The 20,838-nt window shown below is 37.5% G+C and carries 11 protein-coding genes; 4 read left to right on the top strand and 7 right to left on the bottom strand.

Features of this window, described 5'->3' with window-relative positions; translation table 11 throughout:
- Nucleotides 1–80: 80 nt before the first annotated feature.
- The 4 genes from V6R21_RS22705 to V6R21_RS22690 form a co-directional block, all read right to left on the bottom strand.
- Entirely contained in the window at nt 81–1,622 is a 1,542-nt protein-coding gene (locus V6R21_RS22705) for a hypothetical protein (RefSeq protein WP_334245832.1), read from the bottom strand.
- A gap of 98 nt (nt 1,623–1,720) precedes the next feature.
- Nucleotides 1,721–4,300 carry a TonB-dependent receptor gene (locus V6R21_RS22700; protein ID WP_334245831.1) on the bottom strand — a complete coding sequence of 860 codons (2,580 nt, stop codon included), beginning with the start codon at nt 4,298–4,300 and terminating at the stop codon, nt 1,721–1,723.
- 302 nt (nt 4,301–4,602) lie between these two features.
- Nucleotides 4,603–6,090: a hypothetical protein gene (locus V6R21_RS22695; protein ID WP_334245830.1), complete on the bottom strand. Its 1,488-nt coding sequence runs from the start codon at nt 6,088–6,090 to the stop codon at nt 4,603–4,605.
- A 438-nt stretch (nt 6,091–6,528) separates the two neighbouring features.
- On the bottom strand, nt 6,529–7,113 hold the full coding sequence (locus V6R21_RS22690) for a thiamine phosphate synthase (RefSeq protein ID WP_334245829.1): 585 nt from the start codon (nt 7,111–7,113) through the stop codon (nt 6,529–6,531).
- A 502-nt stretch (nt 7,114–7,615) separates the two neighbouring features.
- Here V6R21_RS22690 and V6R21_RS22685 point away from each other — a divergent pair.
- Nucleotides 7,616–9,046: a PP2C family protein-serine/threonine phosphatase gene (locus V6R21_RS22685; RefSeq protein WP_334245828.1), complete on the top strand. Its 1,431-nt coding sequence runs from the start codon at nt 7,616–7,618 to the stop codon at nt 9,044–9,046.
- A gap of 462 nt (nt 9,047–9,508) precedes the next feature.
- Nucleotides 9,509–10,939, top strand: coding sequence for a PP2C family protein-serine/threonine phosphatase (locus V6R21_RS22680; RefSeq protein WP_334245827.1), 1,431 nt, complete (start codon nt 9,509–9,511; stop codon nt 10,937–10,939).
- A gap of 69 nt (nt 10,940–11,008) precedes the next feature.
- On the opposite strand, the gene V6R21_RS22675 is transcribed toward V6R21_RS22680, so the two are convergent.
- Both V6R21_RS22675 and V6R21_RS22670 read right to left on the bottom strand, forming a co-directional pair.
- Nucleotides 11,009–12,640: an ArnT family glycosyltransferase gene (locus tag V6R21_RS22675; protein WP_334245826.1), complete on the bottom strand. Its 1,632-nt coding sequence runs from the start codon at nt 12,638–12,640 to the stop codon at nt 11,009–11,011.
- A gap of 23 nt (nt 12,641–12,663) precedes the next feature.
- Nucleotides 12,664–14,016 (bottom strand): porin family protein, encoded by a 1,353-nt coding sequence (locus V6R21_RS22670; RefSeq protein WP_334245825.1) that lies wholly within the window; start codon nt 14,014–14,016, stop codon nt 12,664–12,666.
- Nucleotides 14,017–14,247: 231 nt separating this feature from the next.
- Between V6R21_RS22670 and V6R21_RS22665 the strand changes: the two genes are divergently transcribed.
- Nucleotides 14,248–17,070: a TonB-dependent receptor gene (locus V6R21_RS22665; RefSeq protein ID WP_334245824.1), complete on the top strand. Its 2,823-nt coding sequence runs from the start codon at nt 14,248–14,250 to the stop codon at nt 17,068–17,070.
- 67 nt (nt 17,071–17,137) lie between these two features.
- Here V6R21_RS22665 and V6R21_RS22660 read toward each other — a convergent pair whose 3' ends face one another.
- Nucleotides 17,138–17,725: an SMI1/KNR4 family protein gene (locus tag V6R21_RS22660; protein ID WP_334245823.1), complete on the bottom strand. Its 588-nt coding sequence runs from the start codon at nt 17,723–17,725 to the stop codon at nt 17,138–17,140.
- Between the two features lie 322 nt (nt 17,726–18,047).
- On the opposite strand from V6R21_RS22660, the gene V6R21_RS22655 reads away from it, so the two are divergent.
- Nucleotides 18,048–20,837 carry a TonB-dependent receptor gene (locus V6R21_RS22655; protein WP_334245822.1) on the top strand — a complete coding sequence of 930 codons (2,790 nt, stop codon included), beginning with the start codon at nt 18,048–18,050 and terminating at the stop codon, nt 20,835–20,837.
- Nucleotide 20,838: the final 1 nt, after the last annotated feature.

Genomic DNA, 20,838 nt, shown 5'->3' with positions numbered 1-20,838 from the left:
AGGTATTTTCAACTATGATAACTTCAACCATGCTTCACTCTTAACATGGGGAAGTGTTAGTTTTCAATTTGAGTTATTAATTATAAGCTTGCCTCAAGTAAAATAGTAGCTTCACCATTAGCACCATCATAGTACTTGTAAGTTACTGCAACTATAGCACCTTCTGGAACTTGTCCTGCTAATGAGACATTAAGGATTGTTGTGATTTTCTCAATAATTACGCTTCTGTCAGCTTCTGCCTTTCCATCTCTTGTGTCAAAGTTGCCATATCTGCCATTACCAACTACGCTATAGTCAGAGTCATTCAGCGTGTACTCTATTGAAGCTTCAACATTTGAAACTTCAGTGAAGACCATTTGAGGAGCAATGATCCATTCCTCTTTCGAAGGGTTAGTCTCTTTAAACACAAAGAAGATCTCTTTTTCCTCGTTGATTGCAGACATTACCCAATCAGTCCCATTAAACTCAAACTGTGAGGTTCTATACTCTGAGCCACTACCTGTATAGTAGTAGTAACGGAAAGTTTCAGTGTCTCCAGCTTTAGCATAAGGGAATGTTTTTGCTAGATAAATAGGAATGTAGTACTCAGGAGCGTCACTGCTAGAGAAGTTATCGTAGTTACCAGGAGCACCCATAGCATCGTACATAGCTACTGTGAATTCAATTCCTTGTGTTTCATCAGCAATTGAAACATTGATTTTGCTCCAATCAGTACCATCAAACTCATAGACAGTAGCTAATGTTACATTGCTACCATTGTATACTTCGTATTCTACATTTCTCTGATCTCCAGCAACAGCATCAGTAAACTGAGTCTTCAGAATAGTATCAATCTTTTGGTCAATTACCGCAGGATCTTCTTCAGGTTTGCCATCTCTAACATCAAAGTTGCCATATGTACCATTACCAACTTGTTCATAGTCAGTGTCAGTCAGTCTGTATGTTTCGAACATCAGTTCTGATGTCCAACTGTCAGTACCATCGAAACGGAATACAGCAGTTACTTCAAGGGTTTCGTAATCATCGTTGAATACCTTATAAGTTACTTCTACAATATCACCTTCTAATGAAGCTCCAATTTTTCTGCCTGATCTTTTGTTTTCCAAAATCTCAGCGACTTTCTCATGAATTACGACAGAGTTACTTTCAGACTTACCATCTCTGATGTCAAAGTTGTCATAATAGCCATTACCAACCAGGTCATAATCACTGTCTGAAAGCGTGTATGCTCTTTTGATAGGAACTAACTGGAAAGGCGCTTTATCAACGTATAAGTCATATGTTACTTCTAGCACATTACCAACTTGTCCTGTTAACTTATCATTGATCAGGAGTGGTAAGAAATTTTCAGCTTGGGCTTCAGTTTCAAAGCCACCCATAGTTTTGATTTCTTTTGCAGTAGTTGTATCACTTCCACTTACCAAGTTAAATAAAGAACTGTAGTCTGAAGAGGTAACACGGTAAGCTTCAGCAGCCATGTCTCTGTAATGAGCAGCAGAATCTTTAGATGCTTGATTAGCTTGTTCTTGTTCAAGAAGTTCATTGATGTCTTTGTTTGGGTCACAAGAGGTCATTGCAATTGCACCAAACATTAAACCTGTCAGAATATATGTTTTTTTCATTTCAGTGTCTGTTCAATTTAGCAGGGTAATAAGTGTTTTTCTACACTTACCTTCTGCATTACAAATAGTATTACTGATTAAGACTGTTAGCCGTAAGCTTAGAATTTGATCTTCAGAGATGTCGTCCAAGTTCTGCCTACGCCATAGAATACTGATGCAGAGCTGTAGTCATTTGTATCTCCATTCTGTGCATCTGAGATATACTCTGTATCTAGCAGGTTATTTACATTTCCTGTAAGAGTAGCATCTAGGTTACCAATCTTAAAGTCATACTTTACATTAAGATCCAATAATCCGAAAGAAGGAACTTTCCATGAATCTTGTTTGCTTTGACCATCTTTTAGAGCAATTTCTTCATTGCTTATAGGGTCAGCAGAAATATCAGAAGCAAATGTGAAGTACGCATAGTAGTTGTCAGCATAGTTGTAATCAACACCTACTTTGAAATTTTCCATAAATTCATAATCTACACCAAGTGAAGCCGTAGTTTGCGCTGCATCACCTACATGGAGGTCCTTGATAAACAGGTTCGCATAACCGATCAGGTTTCTGTTGTTATCAAAAACAGGCTGGTTGATTAGGTTATCAGCCCATAGCCAATCTCCTACAGAAGCCATTCCTCGAATGTTTACTTTTTCAGCTGGCTTGAAAGTTAATTCAACTTCAACACCTTGGTGAATTGCATCTACTCCTGTTAGGTTAACAGTATAATCTTCTCCATTAGGAGCTTCATAACCTCTAACTTCCGATTTATCCAACCAGCTAGTTCTGTATAGGTTTACTTTAGCGTTAAGCATTTTGCTTCTATAGCCATAACCTAGTTCAAAGCTCATTACACGCTCGTTCTTCGCGTCTTCGTTGATATCGTTACGGTAGTTTCTGAATACAGAGTTGAAGAAAGGAGCTTTTTCGAAGTAACCTACGTTAGCAAAAACATTGTGATTGGTTGTCAAGTTGTAGTTAGCACCACCTTTAGCCATGTAACCAATAAAGTTTTGCCAGTCTGTAGTTTGTTCTGGATCGGAATCCAAGTAGTTGAAGTAGTCTATTCTTCTATAAGATGTATTAGATACTGAAGCCGCTACAAAAGCAGAAAGTTTATCTTTTGAATACTCAGCTTGAGCAAATACACCTTCCCAAAGTACCTCACCATCATTATGGTAATCGATTTTATCACCTACTTTTGCGACCTTATTTATATTGTTTTGATCTCTGCCTTCGTCAATATAGTATTCACCACCTAGTAAATCAGTTACTTCTCTGAAGTGTCTACCTTTGTAGTATCTTAAGTCAAGACCACCAGTGAAAGTAATATTGTCAGTCAACTCAGTATTCAGTGATGACAGTATACCATACCAGTTATGATCATTTCTTGATGCTCTGATGATAGATTCAGAACCTTGGTGACCGTTTGCTATATTTTCGTCAACAATTCTGTCGAAATCGATTTGTCCATCTTTTCTGTAATTGTCAAACTTGTCAGTATCGCCATAACTACCAGTACCACCACCTGTACCGAATGAAACATATGCAGCAGTTGAAAGCTCAGTTTTGTCAGAGATAGTCCAATAATGGTTCAGTGAGATTTGAGGTTTATGGTAGAAGTTTTCACGAAGGTGAACTACTTGTCCATTTTTATATCCCCAATCAGAATTGTATTGCAGACCTTTGTTCGGATCCTTAAATTCTTCCATTTTCAATCTCGTAGAACGTTGACCGTGTACCTGTGGAGCACCAAATGCAGTCAGTGAGAGAGTGTGTGCAGAGTTGATTTGCTTTGAGATATTTGCAAAGTAAGACCAACCTTCAAATTCAGCTCCATCTACCCAGTTGTTACCTTTTGTTCTAGCTCCAGAAACAGTGATTGCCCACTTATTTTCTGTTAGCCCAGTAGAGGCTGTAAAAGCAAGCTTTTGGAATTGGTTGTTACCAATAGAAGTATATATGCTACCACCTTTTTGAGCGTCAGTTGTTTTGGTCAGGATATTGATAGTACCCCCAACAGATGGTACAGCAACTTTTGAAGCACCAAGGCCACGTTGTACCTGCATAGTACGTGTTACATCTGCCAAGCCAGCCCAGTTTGACCAGTATACAGTACCACCTTCCATATCGTTTATTGGTACACCGTTAATCATTACGGCTACGTTTTCAGAAGAGAAACCACGAATGTTTACTCTTGCATCACCAAAACCACCACCTTGTTTGGTTGCATAAACACCTGGAGTTGATTTTAAAATTTCTGGGAATTCTTGGGCACCTAATTTCTCTTCAATAACAGATGTCTTGATTGTAGAAACAGCTACTGGAGTTTGTCTGTCAATTGCTACAGATGCCAGTACCTGTACTTCATTTAGACCAATAGCCTCAGAAGCAAGATTGATATCTTTGAGGTCTACTGTGCTACCATTCAGCTTTACTTGCATCTCTTTTGTAGTCATACCTACAAATGATACAGTAATAGTAGCTTCGCCTGTTTGATTTACTTTTAGTGAAAAGTGACCGTCAAAGTCAGTAGTGGTACCTGTCGAAGTGCCTTTCAGAACTACTGTTGCACCTACGATAGGTTCATTTAAGTCTTTGTCGAAGACTGTTCCCTTAATCACTGTTGCTGCTTGTTGCGCAAAAGCATTCAAACATAGCAGAAGCAGTACAGATACTGATAAAAGTTTTCTCATTTGAATAAAGTCGATTTAAAAATGATTGATTCGCATTTTATAAATGGTACGCCGCAAAAGTATCTCTGCTTGGTAGGGGGAATCAACAACAGTTTAGGTGGTGAAGTAAGATGGGATTTGATGGGTGAATAAGCATTCAGTATGATGTTGTAGGCACTGTTTTGAGGGGTATGGCAAAAAAAAGTAACATTTCCCTAAAAGGGAAATGCTACTAAACATGTGAGGAAAGTAAAATTTAGACTGGTTTAAAGAATATTAACTTTTTGTGAAAGTGTAGAAATAAATCATGCAAAATCGGCAATTTAAGGGCAAAGTGTCCTTTTTTTCTGGTTGATCAGCTCAACTAAATGCTCATATGGGATCACTTCGATAGGTGAATATCCCGATGGCATCGGTTCCTGAATTGAGAATTGTTGCCCTTCATTAGCCTCATATTTTTGCGCTGCCTTATAAAGAAACTTTACAAAAGTAATGGTGCGCTCATCCCCGCTATCTTTCAGGTGCCTGATATAATACATCTTGAGATTGTTACTCTCATTGTAGAGGTCAGATTCTCCTTCATGCATTTTGAGTAATACATTCAAGATCTGTAGTTGTGTATTATATCCCCTCTTGTTTTTGACAATCGGCTTGCAATGATGATGCAGTTGGTTAATGCATAATCCCTTATTGAAAAAGATAAAGTTCTCTTTGATCTCTTCCAGTTTGCCACTTTGGGAAGCACTATAGTATAGGTATGCTTCTTTAAGTGCCCAGATAGCTTTATCAATTGGGGATAACATTTCGAACTGTTCGCACTCCTTGAGCTCTTTCAAGATATTACTTGCTTCTATTTCCAGACGTAGCTTCAATAGTACATCAAAGCGGAAAGACTGTACCTCAAACTGATCAAATGATCGGTAGTCGGATAGGTCCAGACATAAATCAAGTATTTGTAATGCAATTTCGAGCTTACCTTCAAGCTGCTCAACAATTGCAGAAGACAGGTAATACTCAAGTTGGTGTTTTTGTGTTGCCAGACAAGGGTTGTTTTTATACAACTCATTAAGCTCATTGATGACAGACCTGTACATATTAAAGTCAACACTGTGGTAGGCAGCTGTAAGTTTAATCTTTAAATAATAGTGTTCTAAAAATACAGCTTGTTGTGGCTGCAATATCCAAGGTGATAGTACCGAAAGGTACTCTGTACAGGTTTGTTGAATTTCGTCTGAGTAAGAAATGAAAAACTTATCTTGGCTCCTGATAATATTCCAGTAGCTAAGTGCGGTTTTCTCTTGCTTCGCTAAAAGCTGTAAATCCTCAATGATGGAAAAGTAAGACTCAGTAGCTTTTGGATCACCTTTCAGAGAATAAATCATTTGCAGATAACGATAACAGGTAAGCTGAATCTCATTCAGGTGACAGCTTTCTGCTTTTCTGATGACTTTCCATACCATTCTTTCTGCATTGTGATAGACATTGTTTTTCAGAAGCAAATCTGCAATGACTAATTCTTGTCTGCATTCAAATTCAATTACATCATAAGTTTGTCCATCGTCATTCTTTTGTTTAGAGATTAATAGCAAATCTGTCAATTTCTTAATCAGATTCTTTTTCAGCATCAAGTACTTCTTGTCGCCTTTGCTTGTTTTGTAAATTAGCTTTGCAGCTTCATCATCATCTTTGACTTGGTTGTTGAGAACAGCATCAAATAGCATTCGAAGCTTCGATCCTTTTGGGAGAAAAGCATCAATGTATCTGGTAGAGGTAAGGTGATAAAGGAACACCAATTCTTTGAGTAAGTTCATCAATTTAGTTGTTAGTACGAGTGCTTGTAGTTGAAGAAATAATGCTAGCTTACCTAAAAAATAAAATGTTAAAGTACGGTAATCTATATAATTTGACTAGCACAATAATTTATCAAAAGTAAATTATTGTTAAGTGTATAATATACGGAATAAGAGACACTTTATTAAAGTGTAATATAAAATCTAATATTTAGTTTTAATCAAGTAATTAATTTTTTTGCTGAAATAATTACAAGAATTTAAATGTTCAGAATATTAAATTATAGTTTATTAACTCTCCCGTATAAATTTTATAATCCTGTATAAGTACATAGAGAAAACGTAGAGGAACTGTTAAAATTATATGTCAAATCATTTTGTCAGTATAGTGGGGTATGTACTATGTGATGTGATTATCCTTTGTTATGATCATGTTATCATATTGGTGTGCTAGTGTACTTATTGATTACAAGCATCAGACATAGCCAGAAAAGCTTTTATTGGGGTGTCACTCATCCAAATTGCACCTAATACTGCCACTCCCATTACTCCTATTGATTTCAATTCTGGTATACGACCTGGCGTAATTCCTCCTAGTGCCACAATTGGGATAGGGGCCTTGTTGATGGCATGCTGAAGCTTATTTATCTCAAAAGCTTTTTGATAGCCACTTTTGGAAATACTGTCAAAGACAGGACTGATAAAAGCATAATCCAAAATAGGATTTGCGGTTTCCAATTGCTGTAGCTGATGAAATGAAGTAGACTGAATGATTCCTGAAACCTTATTGATTACAATAGGTCTTTTTTTCTCCGAATAATGTATCCCTCTAATGTTAAACTCATCTTTAAGGGGGTGCCCACCATGTAACATTATCCTACTATGATATTTTTCTGGAACACGTTTTAGGTAATTCCGATAGTCATCATTTATAAATGAAGGTTTTCGAAGGTGGAGAATTTCTAAGCCATTGTGGAAAAAGTCAGTTAATAGCTGCGTTTCATTTTCAATATTATCTGGTGATGATATTAATATCAGTTTCATTGTGTGCTAAAGAGTAAACTTTGAAGTTTTCTGTATTTCGAGAATTTAAATATATAAACTCTATTTAAGTTTTGATCTCAATTTTTTAATCATTGACCGCTATTTGTTGTGTCAGGTTCTTGTATTCTGTTTGTTTGCTACAGCAGAAATGAACAGTGAAGCTTGTATGAATGCAATGAGTTGATTGACTATATAAAGGGTAGTTGTATAAACATATAAGGATATGTTTAGGATTATTAGGAGATGGGTAATGGTTTGATTATGAATTATTTATTTGGATTGATCTGTTTAGGTCATTTGCTAGAGCATACATAGATGTATGAATTGTGTTTAATGTATACTTGGAATTAAATACATTGCAAAATACATCAAACAATTGGTTTTTTATGAGAGCTATCAGTCGAGCTCTTCTATTTTTAAATCAGCTAATAACTAAATGGGGTTCGTTCTCATTATTTTAATGTACCCCCTTCTAACTAACACTTACTTCAACTAATAGCACATGGATATTTCTTTAGACTCGTTTGAGAAGAGAGTGTTTTACTTTTCTTCTATATTTTCTGCACTGTTTGGTGCGATAGGAGCCATTTTCGCTTACCTGAATGACATTGGAGAATTAGCTATCTGGTTATTTGGTATTAATTGCATTAATAATTTAATACTAACTGTTGCTAATAAAAAAATTAAGTCAAATACTAATGCAGCACTTTATTATTTTGTTTGCAATGGATTAATAGTTTTCTATGCTTGGTATGCGTTTGAGAATGTGAATAACTTAGTTAACCTATATGCAATTGTACTGATGGTTCAGGCTAGAATCATGTTAAATCATATGCCAAGGTTGGTTGATCACATGTCTTTGTTTTTTAGTTTTGTGTTGATCTTGTTTCATGTGACTGCAATGGCGTTTCCTGAAGTTATGCCAGTGCCTAAGCCTGAACTTGTGATTTTTGATTTTATCTGTATTACGATGGCTTATGTCTTTATCTCGTCAACTATAAGACATTTTAATGATCAGGTAAAAAGTGAGCAGCGAACAGTTCAAGAACAAAAGGAAGAGCTGGCAACACAGAATGAAGAGTTACAGGTGAATAATGAAGAGTTGTTTGCCAATCAGGAAGAAATTTTGGCACAGCGAGAAGCTATAGAAAAACACCATGATGAGCTACAAAAAATAAATAACAACCTCCTTCACTCTATTAATTATGCGAACCGTATTCAAACAGCGCTTTTCAGCTCTTCTGTGAATATGCTCGATAGTAATAGAAGTTTTATTATCAGTAAGCCAAAAGATATTGTGTCAGGAGATTTCTGTTTTGTGAGAGAAGTACGCAATATCACTTATATTATTCAGGGTGATTGTACAGGACATGGTGTGCCAGGGGCGATTTTGACTGTGATTGCTTCTGAGATTCTGGATAAGATTATTGTGGATAAGCATTGTTGGTCTCCGAAAAAGATTCTGACCCGATTGGATGAAGAGATGAGCTTTAGGTTAAAACATGAGAACAGGGCAAACCTTGATGGGCTTGAAGCGGGTGTTTTAGCAATAGATAATAACTTGAACGTAGCACTTTATTCAGGTGCAAAAAGACCACTCATCTACTGGAAAAGTGAGGAGAATGATTACGAAATTATTAAAGGAACAAAGAAGGCTGTTGGAAACTCTATGAATGTAGAGAGTGAATACAGGGAAGAAGTCTTTAAGGTGAATAAAGGTGACAGATTTTATTTATTCTCTGATGGTTATGTAGATCAGTTTGGTGGAGATGAAAATAAAAAGTATTCCAAAAAACGTTTCTTCCAAAAAGTTTCAGAGCTTTCAGGAATTCATATTTCAGAGCAAGGCTCACTGTTAACAGAAGAGTTTGAAAGCTGGAAAGGAGATACACGCCAGATCGATGATGTAATGGTATTGGGTATAGAAGTATAAACAGTATTACAGAAGTCTATATTCGTCTAAACCTCCAAGTTTTGATATTCAAAGCTTGGAGGTTTTTTCTTTGGTTTAGGTAATAGTTTGATAGATATGTTACTCAGTGATTTTTACATGCCATAATTCTAAAATAACATCACTATAAGAGTAGTGAATGATCTCTTTTGTAATAGAATGCCTTATTGATTGAAAAAAAAACAATATTTTTTTTCAAACCATTAATATGTTCATAATCACATATTTGTGTGTGGTTATACTTGTTGATTATTATGTTGTAACATTGAAGTATAGAATAATGTTAATAAAAATCAATACATTGCTTTTGCTAAAAACAAAATACTTCAACAAAACAACTGCGTGTGTTTTGCTAAAATTAATGTAAAAATTGCTTTCAGACAGACTCAAACAGGTCGAAAGCAAATAAGTAGCTAAACTAAAAAGACTAACTAACTTCTTACTATGTCACCGGTAACTTTGAACTCTTTTGAAAAGAGGGTGCTCTATTTTACCTCAATCGCAAATGGACTATTTGCAAGTACAGGTATTTTATTGGCGTATGTGTTGGAATATGGGCAATTTGTAATGCTGATGTTTGGGATTGATGCTGTCAATAACTTTGTGTTAGCTTACCTGACACGAGTAAAACCAAACTATAGAATTGCTGCATTGAGCTTTATCAACAACATGGTTTTCCTTCTGTATGGATGGTACATTTTTGGGAATATGAATAACCTACCCAATTTAGTGGCAGTGGCGATGATTGCCGAGGCTCGAATTGTGTTGAATAGCAGACCGAAAATAGTATCAGCTGTATCCTGGTGTTTTGGAATTGCATTGATTCTACTTCATTTGGGAGCGTTGTTTTTACCTGAGTATATCCCTGTGATCAGACATGATATGGTAATTTTTGACCTGCTTGTAACAGCGTTAACCTATTCATTTATTTCATTGGCAATGAAAAGGTACAGTAAGCAGGTATTGGTAGAACAAAGAACTGTTCAGGAGCAGAAAGAAGAGCTTGCTACGCAAAATGAAGAGCTACAGGTTAGTAACGAAGAGCTGTATGCCAATCAGGAGGAAATATTGGCGCAACGTGAAGAAATAGAACGTCAGCATTTTGGTTTGCAGAGAGCTAACAACAACCTTTTGCACTCTATCAATTATGCAAACCGCATTCAAAAGGCCCTTTTCAGTTCATCTATAGAAAAGCTAAATAACAAAGGGAGTTTTGTTATTGATATGCCTAGAGACATTGTTTCGGGAGATTTCTGCTTTGTTAGAGAGGTCAACAATGTAATCTATATTATTCAGGGTGACTGTACAGGGCATGGAGTGCCGGGGGCAATTCTGACTGTGATAGCAACGGAGTTGTTAGATAAAATAATTGTGGATAAGCAGTGCTGGTCTCCTAAGAAAATCTTGACAAGGTTGGATGAAGAAATGAGATTCAGATTGAAAAATGAGGGTAGAGCAAACCTAGATGGTTTGGAAGCCGGTGTTTTGGCAATTGATAATAACCTGAATGTAGCGCTGTTTGCTGGGGCAAAAAGGCCACTGATCTTCTGGGACAGTACAACAAACCAGTATCGAGTAATCAAAGGAACCAAGAAGGCGGTAGGAAACTCTATGAACGTAGAGAGTGAGTATAGAGAAGAGGTATTCAAGGTAAATACAGGAGATAGATTTTATTTGTTTACGGATGGTTTTGTAGACCAGTTTGGAGGAGACTATGATAAGAAATACTCCAACAAAAGGTTCCTGAATACTATTGCAGAACTAACGGATATCAAGATCTCTGAGCAGGCTGAGGTATTGACCGAAGAGTTCATAAATTGGAAGGGAGACAAGCGCCAAATTGATGATGTAATGGTGCTTGGTGTGGAAGTTTAGTTATGATTGAGTAGTATTTGACAGAGAAAATCCGGTAGGTTTCAGATGGAAAACCTACCGGATTTTTTGTTAGTCTGCAATTGCAGTTTGAGCAGAACTGTTTTTAAACTTGATTAGATAAAGTGACTGACTTCGATCTTTGCTTGACCATAACCATTTGGGCTGTGAGACTTTTTGGTGTTTGATTAGCTGACTTGTATAATTATCCTGATGCAGCCTTGAAAATGTTTCTTTCCCTTCCTCGTCTGTTAAAAGCCAAATATGTTGTTGGGTGGGGTGCCAGTTTTCCAATGTCTCTAAATTATGGGCAGGTGAGTTCAGGTAGAAAAAGGTCTCTTCTCCATAGGTTCTGTATTGATACAGGGCTTGATCATTAAGAGAACTCCTATTGACAATTTTACAGGCTTTGATATAGCCATCATGGCTTAATAAAAACGGATAAAACCGGCTGTTCATCAAACTTCCAACTATTAAAATTGAGGTGAGGGATGTTAGTAATACTTTTGTGCCATTTGAGAGGTGGTAGTACTTGAATAAAAGGAGTACAGGAATAACCATTAATAGTATAGCTAAATGACTGTAATTGTTTGGTATAAAGTAGAAAGACACAAACAGTGCACCCAATAATAAGAGAACTGATAAAGTAATATGAGAGATGCTAAACCATTTTGGATTGTGTTTCAGTAATGGAAATGTCCAATGTGCAGTGATGGCAAATAGAAATGGCAGGATTGGAATAGGGTAATGTTGTCGTTTAAAACTGGAAATGCTGATGATAATTAGGAATAACATACTTCCTAAAAACAGTCCATGTCCTTCCTTTTTGATGCGGTTATTCCATACTTGTTTAGCTTCTAGAAATACAGCTCTGAAAAGTAAGATAGACCAAGGTAGTGCCAGCCATGCTATTGTATGAATGTAGAAAAAAGGACCTCTACTGCCAGCCAAGTATTCACCACTGATTCTACCTGCATTATTGGTCCAGAAGTAGAATATTACCCCATCCATTCCGAACTGCTTATACACGATAAGTGTAGCAGGCAGCAAAGACAAAAGTGTGATAGGCAGACCCACTATATACCACTTAATGTTTAGCAGGTTTTGCCAGTCCTTTTTACTGATAATTTCTCCCGCAACAATAAAAGCAGGAATACAAATACCTATTGGCCCCTTGATTAGTAGCGCTATTCCACAGCCAATAAAACCCAGTATATAGTTGATCCACTTATTTTGCTTTAAAGCCAAAAAGAATTGCCAAACTGCAAATATGATGGTATTCATCATGAACATGTCAATCTTAACATTGTTCATAAACATCAAGGAGACCAATGAACAAGCTGTTAGCAAGGTTGCCAATAAGCCTGTTTCCTTGTTATAGCATAGTGTCGTAAGTTTGAAAAGGCTATATAAGCCAAATATGAAAAACAGCAAGGAGGGTATTCTGTAAGCAAGTGGGTTGACCCCAAACAGCTTAAGAGAAATAGTGTTTACCCAGAAGAAAAGGGGCGGCTTTTGAAGGTAGGGTTCTCCACCTCTATATGTCAACTTCATCCAATCTTCTCTAAGTAGAAGTTCTTTGCTGATGGACGCATACTTGACGGCATTTCCGAATAAATCATCACTGATGCCAGATAGGTAAACACCTATGATGATTAGGAAAAGGCTAAATAATGTAACTCGGGATTGTGTTATTTCTCTCATATCCTCTTTGATGAAAAGGCTATTTAAATGGCTAACTGTAAATGTAACCGGATTAGTTTTTCGAGTGGTGGGCGCTCACCATTATAGTTGAACCGAGTCAGCTGATACTCAAGTACAAGTTTTGCATGCTGTCCGACAAAGTACCAGTTGGACCCTATTTGAAATCTTTCTCCGTCATGTTCAAAAGCATCATATTGACTGTATTCGTAAGAAAGATAAGGTTGTATTTTTCCTTGTTTTAAAAAAGGTGGAATTAGGTATCCAAATTGTGTGAAAAATATCTTTCCAGTACTTGCAACACTCAAAGGACCTATAAAGTTATTTCCAAAGTCAAAGTTGGCATAAGCAGCATATGCTGTAATAGCCCCTTTACCTACAGGTAAATCGGTGAATATATCTGTACTCCAGTGAAATACATCGTAAGTTCGGGTGGTGCTTTTCAGTTCTTGAGGAGTCAAAATTCCATCCATATTTATATCCAGTTCTTCACGACTGAGTGTTCCACTTCCATCTGTATCATACTCATTTAGTATCAGTTCATTCTTGACAGTAATGGTGCCGCTAGGATGAGATATAAAACCTGCACCCAATGCAAGGACTTTTTTCTTGCCTAAATAAGTGCCGGTTTTAAAAGGTAATACCATTCCTTCTTTTTCTAAAAACTGCCAAGTAAAATACCCTTCAGTGACCAACTGCGCTTTTTTATTTATATCATACAGTGCTCTTGTAGCATAGACAAATTGGTCTACGGATAACGCTTTATTTTCATCACGACTACTCCTGAGCGGACCGTTGAATGCAACCTGATATTGTAGCCTTCCCAATTCGCCTTTTGCATATACTCCCAGATGTCTTTGAAGCTGGTTGGTATAACCACCCTGAGCAAAACCAAATAGTGGACTTTCCAATGTTAACAGGTTGGCTGTTGAAGGGCTTGTAACGCGGGAAAGCCCTCCCCAGTAGTGTAACCCAAGCCCAATGTAAAGTTTATCCTTGATCAGCATACTTTCACCGACCATTCCGATTACAAGCTGATCAGAGGTGTTGGATTGTAAACCTGAGATGGTAAGGTTGGAAGGGGTCAGGCCATTTAGACCTAAATTGAGCCATATCAGGAAATGGTCAGTAATATGAATTTCGGTGCCAAGCCGGAGTCGCCTAAGTTCTGGTGTAAGTGAAAATTCGGAATCCTTGCTGGCGTCGGCTATTACCCAAAGGTTGGTACGGAAAAGCATCCGAATCCATGATTTACCATCTTCACTCAGTGTAAATATGAGTTTGGATGGAGCTTGAGTTTCCTGTGAAGGTGGAGCGGTTGTTTGTGCGAATGTATTGATAGAAAATAGTAGCAAGCACAGGTGAAGTGACTTTTTCATTGAGACATGAAAGGACTAGAGGGAATGGTTGATTTAGGGCTATTCTGATTAGTAATACTAAGATACCGGTTTTCTATTCTAATTCAATTGTAGCGGAACTTTCCCATCGGTAAAACAGCGGTGTTTGTCGAGGAAAAACTCGGAAACTTATATTCCTTTTTATTAATAGGGGTAATGTAATCTCTTTTGTACTGTATCAAGGAAAAAGAATCAGTACAAATAAGATATAGCATGAAGAAACTCTTTCTCATTTTATCGATCATTTTTTCAACTCAGGCATTATGGGCACAAGAGGCTAGCCTGAAAGGAAAACTTCAGGATAAATCAGATAATACTCCGTTGATAGGAGCTAACCTGATCCTGACGAGTTTACAGGACACAACCAAGAAGCTGGGAACAGTTGCTAATTCAAATGGAGAGTTTCGTTTCAATAAGCTACAATCACAAGCGTATAGGCTTCAGGTCAGGTATGTTGGATATAAGTCATTTGAGCAGGAGGTAAAGCTTTCGGGTGGAGTTACAGATTTGGGTGTAATTGCTATGTCTCTAGACAAAAAGATGCTCAACGAAGTATTGGTAGAAGAAAAAGTAGCGCCAGCCATTGTAAAGGGTGATACTGTACAATACAATGCCAATGCATTCAAAACCAATCCTGATGCTACAACGGAAGACCTGCTTAAGAAAATGCCAGGCATTACAGTAGACAATGGAGAGGTGACAGCTCAAGGAGAACAGGTGAAAAAGGTTTTGGTAGATGGTAAGCCCTTTTTTGGAGACGATCCAACAATTGCATTGAAGAATATTCCAGCTGATATCATCAGTAAAATTGAAGTGTTTGATAAGCTGAGCGATCAAGCGGAGTTTTCAGGTTTTGATGATGGAAATAGAACCAAGACCATCAATATCATTACCAAAGAAGACAAGCGAAACGGTCAGTTCGGAAAACTGTATGCAGGCTACGGTACTGATAACCGTTTTTCTGCGGGAGGTAATGTCAATATCTTTAATGGGGATCAGCGTATTTCAATAATAGGTATGTCCAATAACCTGAATCAGCAGAACTTTGCGACCGAAGACCTGATGGGAGTGATGAGTTCTGGGTCTTCAGGAAGACGTCGAAGAGGTGGCGGACCTGGTGGACCGGGTGGGAATCCTGCTGATAATTTCTTGATTGGAAACCAGAACGGTATTGCTACAACAAACTCTTTGGGAATCAATTTTACGGATGAGTGGGGAGAAAAAGTAGAAGTAAATGGTAGCTATTTCTTTAACAGGACTGATCGAGAAAATCGTGAGTCCCTGTACCGTCAGTACCTGTCAGGTCAGAGCGATGGACAGTTGTATAATGAACTGAGTGAAACCAACAATATTAATCAGAACCACAGGTTCAATTTCAAGATTGACTACAAGATCAATGACAGTAACTCACTATTGATCAGACCGAAGTTGAGTTTGCAAAAGTATGAGTCAACCAGTTATACCAATGGCGTAACAACTACTGCGGATGGTACAATGCTAAACCAAACTGAAAACACTCAGCTAAAGGAAAGTGAAGGGTTTAACTTCTCCAATAGCTTACTGTTCCGACACAGGTTTGCAAAAAGAGGTAGAACATTTTCAGTGGGTGTAAATACAGGAGTTAACGGAAAAGATATTCACAACACCTTGGGAGCGACCAATATTTTTGGCTCTACAACAGATATAGTAGATCAGCAATCATTTCAGGAGCAAACAGGTTATAGTCTTTCAGGAAATGTGATGTATACCGAGCCAATTGGTAAAAGCAGCAGGATGATGTTCAAATATGATGTGAGCTATTCGAATAGCTATGCTGATAAGGAAACATATGATTATCTGGATGGAGTTAGAATGGACCTTGACAGTGTACTTTCCAATACATTTGATAATGACTACCTAACGCATAAGGCTGGAGTTGGTTATAACTACAGGAAAGGTAGAAACTTTATGTTGATGGCGGGAGCTGATGTGCAACAAGCTGAGCTAATGAGTGAGCAGACATTCCCATTGGTAAATGATTCAGATTATACCTTCACGAATATATTACCATTCTTGAGAATGCATGTAAGAATGGGAGAGGGGAAAGACTTGATGTTCAATTACCGATCAAGTACCAATGCACCGTCTATCAGTCAGTTGCAGAACGTGGTGGATAACTCTAATCCATTACAGTTGAGTTCAGGCAATCCGAATCTTGAGCAACAGTTTTCAAATACGCTGATGGCTCGTTTCCATACAATGAATATGGATAAAGGAACCATGTTCTTTTTGATGGGTAGTGTGCAACAGACCAATAATTATATTACTAACTCCACCATTATTGCTGATGAGGATATGGTTTTGTCTGATGGTACAGAGTTGAAGCAAGGAGCTTCCTTTACGCAGCCTGTCAATATGGATGGTTACTGGAATGCAAGACTATTGGCCAACATTGGCATTACATCCAATATGCTGAAATCCAAAATCAACTTAACTTCAGGAGTTACATATAATAACACTCCGGGTTATGTGGATGAACAGGAAAACGAAACCAAGACTTACACCTTTACACAGGGAGTTGTATTGGCTAGTAATATCAGTGAGCGTGTAGACTTTACAGTATCTACTTCTGTTAACTATAATATTTCGGAAAGTACACTCCAGCCAGAACTGGACAACAAGTACTTCTATCAGACTTCGGGTTTTGACCTTAACTATATTTTTGGGAAAGAATTTGTTTTCAGAAACAACTTGAACCATGTGTGGTACTCAGGTCTTTCAGATGATATCGATCAGAATTACATGATTTGGAATATGAGTATCGGTAAGAAGTTCTTGAAAAACAATCGTGGTGAACTAAAGGTCGGTGTATATGATTTGCTGAATCAAAATACAAGTGTAGGTAGAAATGTAACAGAGACTTACACTGAAGATACAGAGAGCCTTGCATTGGGAAGGTATTTTATGGCAACGCTTACGTATAAGCTTAGCAACTTTGGAGAGCCTCCAATGGAAGATAATAGGAGAAGGGGTTTCGGACCGCCTCAGTTTTTTTAATAGGGTGTAAGTAGTGTAAAAGCCTGTTGTCAGTATATGCTGATACAGGCTTTTTTATTTCAATCAGTTAAAAATCTTCAGCTTCTTCTTTATTGATAATACCACTCCACTCCTCAGAATAGACGTATAGCCCGTTTTCTAACCCTTCAACATATTCAGCAATAAACTCAGAAAAAGAACTTGCAACCAAAACCCTTTCTGTTGCATCGTGCCAGGTCATGATCACTTGCCCCACTGCACCTGAATCATCGGGGTCAAGGTCAAGGCAAATATGGTTGCCATTGTCATCATGTGTAAAAGGAATCCAAAGAGGGTTCCACCAAGCGTTTTTGATTCCTTTATCGGGTGTTGAGACCATTTGATCAAATTGTCCTTCTTCAAGCAGCGTTTTCCATGCTGTCCATTGTACAAACACTTCTTCCAATGGAAGCAAAATATCTCCATCAATCAGTCCCTCAGCGGAACCTGTGTCTTCATCAAGCGCTTGTCCATCATGAATACTGTAAAACGCTTTGAAATCCTCAGGCAGGCTTTTGCCAATTGCATCCTCCAATTTTTTGAAACTTTGAACACCAGCACCTTCATTCAACTCATCAGCTAAGTGTGGGACGTGCTGTTCAAGCCATGTATATAGTTTATTCCAAATTTCAATCATTTCATTATGCTTTTAATGAGCTTTTCTAATGGCGGTAATGTATTTAAAAAGATTTAGATTGGAATCATTTTTAATGCATCGTGAAAATTTATTAAGCATCATTATTATAAAAACCTTAGCAAGTAAGTTGAATTTTCTTTTGTCTGGCCAAATTTGGGGTGAGGGAAATTATTATCGATTAAAAATTTATAATAGTTCAATAATTTAGTCTCTTTCTTGATATCATTGTAATCAAGTTGGTTGGATATTTAGCTGATCGAAATGTTTAATCACAAATCTATTGTCAAAGAGAATATTTTTTTATCACTTCTAAACCCTAATAATGAAACAATTACTTTTAACGCTGCTGTTATTTTTTGCAGTGCAATCACTATGGGCTCAATCTGCTATTTTAAAAGGAAAATTGGAGGATACTTCTGATCATACGCCACTTATTGGAGCAACACTATTGTTGATTGATCAACAGGATACTACCAAGAGAATTGGAACGATTACCGATACAGAAGGTTTTTTCAACTTCAAAAATGTCAAGCCCAACAGTTATAAGCTTCAGGTTAAATATGTGGGTTACAAGACCATTGAACAGGTGTTGAAACTGGAAGCGGGTATCAATGATGTAAAAACCGTACAACTTTCAGAAGACAAGCAACTGTTGAAGGAAGTAGTGGTAGAAGATAAAACTTCTCCGGCTATAGTAAAGGGAGATACTGTTCAGTACAATGCAAGTGCCTATAAAGTAAACGCAGATGCAACAACGGAAGACCTTTTGAAAAAAATGTCAGGGATTACGGTGGAGAATGGCGAACTGAAGGCACAGGGTGAGAGTGTGCAGAAAGTGCTGGTAGATGGGAAAACATTTTTTGGCAACGACCCATCGATTGCCATGAAAAACTTACCCGCAAATGTGATTGATAAGGTTGAGGTGTATGATAAGAAGAGTGATCAGGCACAGTTTTCTGGCGTAGATGATGGGAACTCAGCCAAGACGATCAATATTGTAACGAAGGAAGATAAGCGGAAAGGGAAGTTCGGAAAGGTGTACGCTGGTTATGGTACAGATAACCGTTTTGGAGCAGGAGGTAATGTCAATGTGTTTGATGGAGATAGAAGGTTTTCAGTATTAGGGCTTTCTAATAATGTTAATCAGCAGAACTTTGCGATGGAAGATCTGATGAGCATGAATGGAAGCGGTGGTGGAGGCCGTGGTTTTGGTAGAGGCTTGCAAAACTTCAGAGTAGGAGGACAGGAAGGTATCAGTACAACAAATGCTATAGGGCTTAACTATTCTGATAATTGGGGAGAAAAAGTGGAAGTAACAGGTAGCTATTTTTTCAACCATGCTAAAAATGAAAATAGAAAGTCTCTTTATAGGCAGTATTTTTCTGGCAATAATGATGGGCAATTTTATGATGAACTGTCAGAAGGAAACAGTACAAATTTGAATCACCGGTTCAACTTTGAGTTAGAGTATAAGATCAATGAAAATAACTCATTGAAGATAAGACCTCGATTGAGTGTTCAACAAAATGAATCAAATAATTTCACAGTAGGTAAGACATTTCTGACGGATGGTACAATACTAAACAGTACAGATAACTATAGAACCACAGACAGTCAAGGGTACAGTTTTTCAAACAGTTTGCTGTGGCGTCATTCATTTACTAAAAAAGGCAGAACCTTTTCCATAGATATAAATACAGATGTGAATGGCAATGACAGGGATAATACTTTGAATGCCAACAATGTATTTGGTGATTCGGAAGAGGTGGTAGAGCAGCAGTCTTCACAAGAGAATACAAAATATGAGCTGTCAGCAAAAACGGTCTATACTGAGCCAATCAGTGAACATGGTAAATTGGTTTTTGAATATGAGATTGGTTATGCCAACAGCTATGCAGATCGTAAAACCTATGATTACCAAAATGGGGAGCGAATTGATGTAGACAGTCTTTTATCCAATACATTTGACAATGATTACTTGACACAGGAAGGTGGCATCAAGTATAATTTCAGTAAAGGACGCGATATGGACTTTACGATTGGAGCAGATGTAAAACGTGCTGAGCTAATGGGAAATCAAACATTCCCGATCAATAATGAGACGGATTATATTTTCACCAATGTACTGCCAAACCTTAGGTTGAAAGTCAAATTAGGTAAAAACAATAATCTACACTTCCGTTACCGTGCCCGTACAAATGCACCGTCTATCAATCAGTTGCAAAATGTGGTGGATAACTCTAACCCGATCCGACTTTCATCAGGTAACCCGAATCTTGAACAGGAGTATAGCAACTCAGGAGGGCTTTTCTATCATAGTTTCAATATGGAAAAAGGAAGTTCTTTCTTTATGATGTTAGGGTTTGATCAGGTGAATAATCAGATCACTAACTCGACAATCATTGCTTCTGAAGATATGGAATTGGCAGATGGTACAACACTTAAGCAAGGGGCTTCTTTTACACAGCCTATCAACATGGATGGTTATTGGAGTATCAACTCTAATATAAATTATGGTGTTTCCTCAAAGTTGATTAAGTCTAAAATCAATTTCTCGACAGGGTTATCCTATTCTAAAAAGCCAGGAATGGTAGGAGGAGAAGCCAATGAGACACAGACAATCTCTGTGTGGCCTGGGGTATCTGTTTCGAGTAACATTAGTGAAAAGGTTGATTTTACGATCAGTTCGTATTCTGGGTATAATGTTTCAGAAAGTACGCTACAGCCTGAATTGGATAATAAATACTTCTCTCTTAACTCATCTTTTGACTTAAACTTACTGTTCTGGAAAGGGTTTGTTTTCAATAATAAACTGAATCACATGTTTTACTCAGGTTTGTCGGATGATGTTGAGCAGAATTACATGATCTGGAATATGAGTTTAGGGAAGAAGTTTCTTGAGAAAAACAGAGGTGAGTTGAAAATTGGTGTTTATGACCTGTTGAATCAAAATACCAGTGTTGGAAGAAATGTAACGGAAACATACTCTGAAGATACTCAGAACTTGGCTTTGGGTAGGTACTTTATGCTTACTTTCAGTTATAGGCTCAATAAGTTTGGAGATGATAAACCTAAAGGTGATCGAATGAGAATGATCCGTATACACCGATAGA

It is taken from the genome of Limibacter armeniacum (assembly GCF_036880985.1).
Lineage (GTDB): Bacteria > Bacteroidota > Bacteroidia > Cytophagales > Flammeovirgaceae > Limibacter > Limibacter armeniacum.
Note: the sequence above shows the minus strand (reverse complement) of the source record. Positions and strands in the feature narration are given on the sequence as shown.

Coding starts and splice junctions, on each gene's coding strand:
- V6R21_RS22675 (WP_334245826.1), bottom strand. CDS start 12,640: ATGAGAGAAATAACACAATCCCGAGTTACATTATTTAGCCTTTTCCTA.
- V6R21_RS22665 (WP_334245824.1), top strand. CDS start 14,248: ATGAAGAAACTCTTTCTCATTTTATCGATCATTTTTTCAACTCAGGCA.
- V6R21_RS22655 (WP_334245822.1), top strand. CDS start 18,048: ATGAAACAATTACTTTTAACGCTGCTGTTATTTTTTGCAGTGCAATCA.
- V6R21_RS22695 (WP_334245830.1), bottom strand. CDS start 6,090: ATGAACTTACTCAAAGAATTGGTGTTCCTTTATCACCTTACCTCTACC.
- V6R21_RS22660 (WP_334245823.1), bottom strand. CDS start 17,725: ATGATTGAAATTTGGAATAAACTATATACATGGCTTGAACAGCACGTC.
- V6R21_RS22690 (WP_334245829.1), bottom strand. CDS start 7,113: ATGAAACTGATATTAATATCATCACCAGATAATATTGAAAATGAAACG.
- V6R21_RS22700 (WP_334245831.1), bottom strand. CDS start 4,300: ATGAGAAAACTTTTATCAGTATCTGTACTGCTTCTGCTATGTTTGAAT.
- V6R21_RS22705 (WP_334245832.1), bottom strand. CDS start 1,622: ATGAAAAAAACATATATTCTGACAGGTTTAATGTTTGGTGCAATTGCA.
- V6R21_RS22680 (WP_334245827.1), top strand. CDS start 9,509: ATGTCACCGGTAACTTTGAACTCTTTTGAAAAGAGGGTGCTCTATTTT.
- V6R21_RS22670 (WP_334245825.1), bottom strand. CDS start 14,016: ATGAAAAAGTCACTTCACCTGTGCTTGCTACTATTTTCTATCAATACA.
- V6R21_RS22685 (WP_334245828.1), top strand. CDS start 7,616: ATGGATATTTCTTTAGACTCGTTTGAGAAGAGAGTGTTTTACTTTTCT.